Raw genomic sequence first — 6,861 nt, forward strand, 5'->3', positions numbered from 1 at the left:
CGCCCGCACCCCATCGCACCTCCACGCCCCGCAACCCATCGCACCCCACGCATCACCACACCGACGCAGGAGTACGTCCGTGCCCAACGCCACCGCGGTCATCAACCTCGACATCGAGGGCCCGACGATCAGCCGCCACCTCTACGGCCACTTCGCCGAGCACCTCGGCCGCTGCGTCTACGGCGGCTTCTGGGTGGGGGAGGACTCGCCGATACCCAACGAAGGAGGCATCCGGCTCGACGTCGTCCAGGCCCTGCGCGCCCTGAACATCCCCAACCTGCGCTGGCCTGGCGGCTGTTTCGCCGACGAGTACCACTGGAAGGACGGCATCGGCCCCCACGACCAGCGACCCGGCATGGTCAACACCCACTGGGGCGACGTCGAGGAGAACAACCACTTCGGCACCCACGAGTTCATGGCCCTGTGCGAACTCCTCGGCGCCGAGCCCTACATCAGCGGCAACGTCGGCTCCGGCACCGTCCAGGAGATGAGCGAGTGGGTCGAGTACCTCACCCGCGAGGGCGACAGCCCCATGGTCCGGTTGCGCAAGGCCAACGGCCGCGACGAGCCGTGGCGCGTCAGGTTCTGGGGCATCGGCAACGAGACCTGGGGCTGCGGCGGCAACATGCGTGCCGAGTACTCCGCCGACCTGGCCCGGCAGTACGCCACGTACTGCCGCGACCACGGCGACAACAAGCTCTACCGCATCGCCTCGGGTGCCTCCGACGACGACTACAGGTGGACCGAGACGCTGATGCGGCAGATCAGCTGCTTCGGCTGCGAGGCCACCCCGAAGAACTTCTTCCAGGGCCTGTCCGTCCACTACTACACGATGGCCGGCCCCTGGGAGGCGAAGGGCAGCGCCACCGACTTCGACACCGAGGACTACTACCGGACCATGGTCGCGGCCCGGAAGATCGACACGATCCTCGCCGGCCACTCCACGGTCATGGACATCTACGACCGGGGGCGTACGGTCGGCCTGGTCCTGGACGAGTGGGGCACCTGGTGGGACGTCGAACCGGGCACCAACCCCGGGTTCCTGTTCCAGCAGAACTCCCTGCGTGACGCGCTCGTCGCCGCCACCCACTTCGACATCTTCCACCAGCACGCTGCCCGCCTGTACATGGCCAACATCGCCCAGACCGTCAACGTCCTCCAGGCGATGCTCCTCACCGACGGCGACGCCCTCGTCCTGACCCCGACCTACCACGTCTTCGAGATGAACAAGGGCCACCAGGACGCCACGTCACTCGCCGTCCACCTGCGCGGCGACGGCATCCGGCGCACGGTCGGCGACACGGAGCTTCAGACCCTGTCCGCCTCCGCCAGCGTCAAGGACGGGACGCTGCTGATCTCGCTGTCCAACCTCGACGCCGAGGAACCCGCCGAGGTCACGCTCGACCTGCGGGGCCGCTCCGTCGGCGAACCGACCGCCCGCATCCTGACCGCGGACCGGCTGCAGGACCACAACACCCCCGGCGCCCCGGATGCGGTCAGCCCGCGCCCCTTCGACGACCTCAAGACGACAGACCGGGGGCTCGCGCTCACCCTGCCGCCCCACTCGTTCGTCACCGTCCGGGCGCCGATCCGCTGATCCGCCCGTCACCCTCCTCCACACGAGCCGCGCCGACCGCCCCCGGCCGCAAGCAACCCGTTCCCACCCACGTTCCACCCCGCCAAGGAGCCGCACATGAGCACGAACCCGACCCGCCGCAGAACCCTCCAGGCCGCCGGAGCCGCCGCCCTCGCCGCCGGGCTGACCAACCTGACGGCCACGTCGGCCCGCGCCGACGAGGACAACTCCGCGCCGGAGCTGGTCACCTACCCCCGCCCGTCGGGCGTGGCGACCACCACCAGCTTCAAGGTGCGGGTACGCACCGCCCCCGACGGCGAGTGGCAGACCCTCGACATCTACCAGCCGCGGGCACGGGAGATCAACGCCACCACCGGCTCCGGCAAGGTCTACAACTCCTCGATGGTGTACTTCGACTTCTGCGGCTCGGCGGAGCTGGAGGTCACCTACCTCAAGGGCGGCACGACCAAGGCGAGGGTGCGCCCGAACTCGTACGGCATCACGCCCGAACTCCTCGGCGACACCCTGCGGTTCACGCTCGACGAGCCGAAGGACCTCGTCGTCCAGATCAACGACGACGTCTTCGACTGCCTGCACGTCATCACCAACCGCGTCGAGAAGCACGCCCCCGCCGCCGACGACCCGGACGTCCTCTACTACGGCCCCGGCCTGCACACCGTCAACCTCCTCTCCGTCCCCAGCGGCAAGACCGTCCACCTGGCCGGCGGTGCCGTCCTCCTGGGCGGGATCGACCTCACGGACGCCGAGAAGGTGACCGTCAAGGGCCACGGCGTGCTGATACCCACGAGCACCGCCGGCGGTGTGAACGTCGAGCGCGGCAAGGACATCCGGGTCGAGGGCATCATCATGCTCGGTGCCGGCGTGGGCTGTTACGACTCCGAGAACGTCCACGTCAAGAACGGGCGCGTCTTCACCTGGGGACAGTGGGGCGACGGCTTCCCCCTCTACTGCTCCAAGAACATCACCTACGACGGCTGCTTCGTCCGCAGCGCCGACGACAGCCACTCCATCTACGCCCACCGGGACACCCACTACGGCGACACCCGCGACGTCACCATCAAGAACGCCACCCTGTGGGCGGACGTCGCCCACCCCATCAACGTGGGCACGCACGGCAACACCGACGAGCCGGAGATGATCGAGAACCTGGTCTTCAAGAACCTCGACATCCTCGACCACCGCGAGCCCCAGATGAACTACCAGGGCTGCGTCTCCCTCAACGCGGGCGACTCCAACCTCATCAAGAACGTGCACGTCGAGGACGTACGGATCGAGGACTTCCGCTGGGGCCAGGTCCTCAACTTCAGGGTCATGTACAACACGAAGTACAACACCTCGGTCGGCCGCGGCATCGAGGACGTCTACATCAAGAACCTCACCTACACGGGCACCCACGCCAACCCGTCGCTGTTCCTGGGCTACGACGCCGACCACGCCATCAAGAACGTCACGTTCGAGAACCTCGTGGTCAACGGCGTGGTCATCGCCGACACGATGCGCAAGCCCACCTGGTACTACACCACCGACACCGTGCAGTGGTACGCGAACGAGCACGTGACCGGCCTGAAGTTCCTCACGACCGCCGAGGCCGAGGCCGCCGCCTCGTCATGAGAGCCGGTAGGGCCCCGTTCGATTGGAGTCGCACCTCCCCATGAGCCGCAACGACCTCCCCCCACTCGCCCCAGGCACACCACACCCCGTCCCTACCGGGCCGAGCCGGCGCGGCGTACTGCGCGCCGCCGGCGGTCTCGCCCTCGCCGGAGCGCTCGGCGCAGCCGCCGCACGGCCCGCCGCAGCCGCGCCGACCGTCTGGAACCACCCCGGTGGGATACACCACCCCGGTGACATCAACCGCGCCAAGGTCAAGGTGGCCGCACACGCCGAACCCTGGTACTCGGGCTGGCAGCGACTGACCGCCAACGCCCACTCGGCGTCCACCTGGACGGCCAACCCGCAGTCCGTCATCTACCGCGGCACGGGGACCAACAACAACTACACGATCCTCTACAACGACGTCGCCGCCGCCTACCAGAACGCGCTGCGCTGGCTGATCAGCGGGGACACGGCCCATGCCGACTGCGCCGCCGCCATCTGCAACGCCTGGTCGAGCACCCTGACCTCCATCCAGGGAAGCACCGACGCGATTCTGGTCGCCGGCATCCAGGGCTGGCAGTTCGCAGGCGTCGGCGAACTGCTGCGTGACTACGGCGCCTTCGACCTCGAAGCCTTCCAGCAGATGATGCTGAACGTGTTCTACCCGATCAACCACGGCTTTCTGCGGGACCACAACTTCACCTGCATCACCCACTACTGGGCCAACTGGGACCTGTGCAACATCGCGTCGATCCTGGCGACCGCCATCCTCTGCGAGGACGGCGCCAAGTTCGACGAGGCCGTCACCTACTTCCAGAGCGGCGCGGGCAACGGCTCCATCGAGCACGCGGTCCCGTACCTCTACACGGACAGCGACGGCTACCCGCTCGGCCAGTGGCAGGAGTCCGGCCGCGACCAGCCCCACAGCGTCATGGGCATGGGCCAGACGGGCGTGATCTGCGAGATGGCCTACAACCAGGGCGTCGACCTGTACGGCTACGACAGCAGCAGGTTCTTCAAGGCGGCCCAGTACGTCGCCAAGTACAACATCAACCTCGACGTGCCGTACACCACCTACACCTGGGGCAGCGGCACCAACTGCGCCTACAACGAGCAGACCGCGATCTCCTCCTCCGGCCGCGGACACGTCCGCCCGGTGTGGGCGATGCTCCACTACCACTACAACCGGATCAAGGGCCTGGACGACAAGTACATCTGGTCCATGTCCAACGACCTCGTCGGTATCGAGGGCGGCGGCGGTGACTACGGCACCACCAGCGGCGGGTACGACCAGCTCGGCTTCGGCCAGCTGATGTACGCCAAGTAGCCGTTCACGACCGCCGGCGACAAGGAGAGTTGACGATCATGAGTGGATCCGGCCGCCCCGTCGAGACGGTCGTGGAGGTGGACACCCGGGCCCCGGGCACCGCCATCTCGCCCGATGTGTTCGGGGTGTTCTTCGAGGACCTCAACTACGCGGCGGACGGCGGACTCTACGCCGAACTCGTGCAGAACAGGTCCTTCGAGTACGGACCCGCCGACCGGCCCGGGTGGCACGCCCTGACCGCCTGGGAGCTGTTGGAACGGGACGGGGCCGCCGGAACGCTCACGATCTCCACCGACGACCCGCTGCTTCCCGCCAACCCACACCACGCGGTGCTGACCAGCACCACGTCCGCAGGTGCGGGGTTGCGTAACCAGGGGTTCGACGGCATCCCGGTCCGGGAGGGCGAGAGCTACGACGTGAGCTGCTTCGCCCGTCTGGTCCGGGGCACCGCCGACCGGCTGGTCGCGCGGATCGAGAGCCGTGATGGCGAACGCGTACACGGGCAGGCGGAGTTGGGCCCGCTGGACGGCTCCTGGAAACGCCACACCGCGGTCATCACGTCTGAAGCCGCCGACCCCGACGCCCGCCTCACCCTCACGGCGACCGGGCCCGGCACCCTCCACCTGGACCTGGTCTCGCTCTTCCCACAGGCCACCTTCAAGGGCCGGCCGGGCGGCCTGCGCGCCGACCTGGCGCAGGCCATCGCCGACCTGAAGCCGAAGTTCGTTCGCTTCCCCGGCGGTTGCCTCACCCACGGACAGGGGCTCGCCAACATGTACCGCTGGCCGCGGACCATCGGCCCGCTGCACGAGCGCCGGCAGCAGTCCAACATCTGGCACTACCACCAGTCGATGGGCCTCGGCTACTACGAGTACTTCCAGTTCTGCGAGGACATCGGCGCCAAGCCGCTGCCCGTCGTCCCGGCCGGGGTCTGCTGCCAGAACAGCGACGTGACCGGCCAGGTCGGCATCCCCGAGGAGGAGATGCCCGCCTACGTCGCCGAGGTGCTGGCCCTGGTGGAGTGGGCGGGCGGCCCCGCCGACTCGCCCTGGGGTGCCCTGCGCGCCGCCGCCGGGCACCCCGAGCCGTTCGGCCTGGAGTACCTCGGCGTCGGCAACGAGGACTCCATCACCGACACCTTCCGCGACCGCTTCTCCCGCATCCACGACGCCCTGCGCGAGCACCACCCCGAGATCACGGTCATCGGCACCCTCGGCCCGTGTGCCGGCGGCGAGGACTGGGAGAAGGGCTGGGCGTTCGCCCGCGAACAGAACGTCCCCGTCGTCGACGAGCACTCCTACAAATCGCCCCGCTGGTTCCTGGAGAACTCCCGCCGCTTCGACGCGTTGGACCGCGAGGGCCCGCACCTGTACATCGGTGAATACGGCAGCTGGCGCAACGACGGGCGCAGCGCCGTCGCGGAGGCGGCGTACATGATCGCCATGGAGCGCAACGGCGACGTCGTCCGGCTGGCCTCCTACGCCCCGCTGCTCGCCAAACGCGGCCACACCCAGTGGCTGCCCGACCTGATCTACTTCGACAACACGCACGTCTGGACCACGCTCAACTACCACGTCCAGCAGATGCACTCGGTGAACTCGGGCGACACCGCCCTGCCCGTCACGGTCACCGGAGCCCCCGAGGCACCGCCCGCCCGGCGGAGCGACCGGCACGACATCCGCATCGGGACCGGATCCGACACCCGCGCCGAGTTCACCGATGTCCTCTGCGGCCCCCTGGGCGGCGCGCTCGCACCGGCCCCGGACTTCCACGACTGGCGCACGGAGTCGGGTACCTGGGAGCTGGACGGCAAGACCGCGGCCGGAACGGGTGCCGGGCCGCAGCTCACGGACGCGGTGCGCGGAATGTCGTACGCCTTCTCCGTGCGGGCCAGGAAGACGGACGGCGCCGAGGGATTCGTCCTCGGCTTCACCGGGATGACGCCTGAGCACCGGTACCTGTGGCGGCTCGGCGGCTGGGGCAACCGGGGGACCTGGCTCCAGCGCGTGGACGACGGAGTGGAGGACGACCTCGGCGAGCGGGTGCCCGAACCGGTGGAGGGCGGCCGCTGGTACGACCTGCGGGTGGAGGTGGACGGCCCGTGCGTCCGCTGCTACCGCGACGGCGAGCTGGTCCACGACGTCGAGGACGTCCGGCCGGACCCGGAGGTCTTCGCCGTCTCGGCCGTCCGCGACAGTGCCGCCGGCGAGGTGATCGTCAAGATCGCGAACACCACGCCCGACCCGGTCACGGTCCGGCTCCGACTGTCCGGCGAGCCGGGCGACACCGGCTACGAGCGCACCACCCTCGCCGTCCCCCCGGATGCCACCAGCAGGTTCGGGCC

4 protein-coding genes are annotated in these 6,861 nt (G+C 69.0%); all 4 read left to right on the forward strand.

Features of this window, described 5'->3' with window-relative positions:
• Positions 1-79: 79 nt before the first annotated feature.
• Positions 80-1,597, forward strand: coding sequence for an alpha-N-arabinofuranosidase (locus tag FNH08_RS53745; protein ID WP_322726278.1), 1,518 nt, complete (start codon positions 80-82; stop codon positions 1,595-1,597).
• 96 nt (positions 1,598-1,693) lie between these two features.
• Complete coding sequence (locus tag FNH08_RS40820) at positions 1,694-3,208, forward strand: glycoside hydrolase family protein (RefSeq protein ID WP_152776570.1); 1,515 nt, start codon at positions 1,694-1,696, stop codon at positions 3,206-3,208.
• 40 nt (positions 3,209-3,248) lie between these two features.
• Positions 3,249-4,517: an alginate lyase family protein gene (locus FNH08_RS40825; protein WP_152776571.1), complete on the forward strand. Its 1,269-nt coding sequence runs from the start codon at positions 3,249-3,251 to the stop codon at positions 4,515-4,517.
• Between the two features lie 38 nt (positions 4,518-4,555).
• A partial coding sequence (locus tag FNH08_RS40830; RefSeq protein ID WP_152776572.1) for an alpha-L-arabinofuranosidase C-terminal domain-containing protein occupies positions 4,556-6,861 on the forward strand: 2,306 nt, incomplete at its 3' end.

Source organism: Streptomyces spongiae, from assembly GCF_009377185.1.
In the GTDB taxonomy this organism is placed as follows: Bacteria; Actinomycetota; Actinomycetes; order Streptomycetales; family Streptomycetaceae; genus Streptomyces; species Streptomyces spongiae.

Bases quoted from the DNA above. Each gene is read 5' to 3' on its own strand.
- FNH08_RS40820 (WP_152776570.1), top strand. From the start codon at position 1,694: ATGAGCACGAACCCGACCCGCCGCAGAACCCTCCAGGCCGCCGGAGCC.
- FNH08_RS40825 (WP_152776571.1), top strand. From the start codon at position 3,249: ATGAGCCGCAACGACCTCCCCCCACTCGCCCCAGGCACACCACACCCC.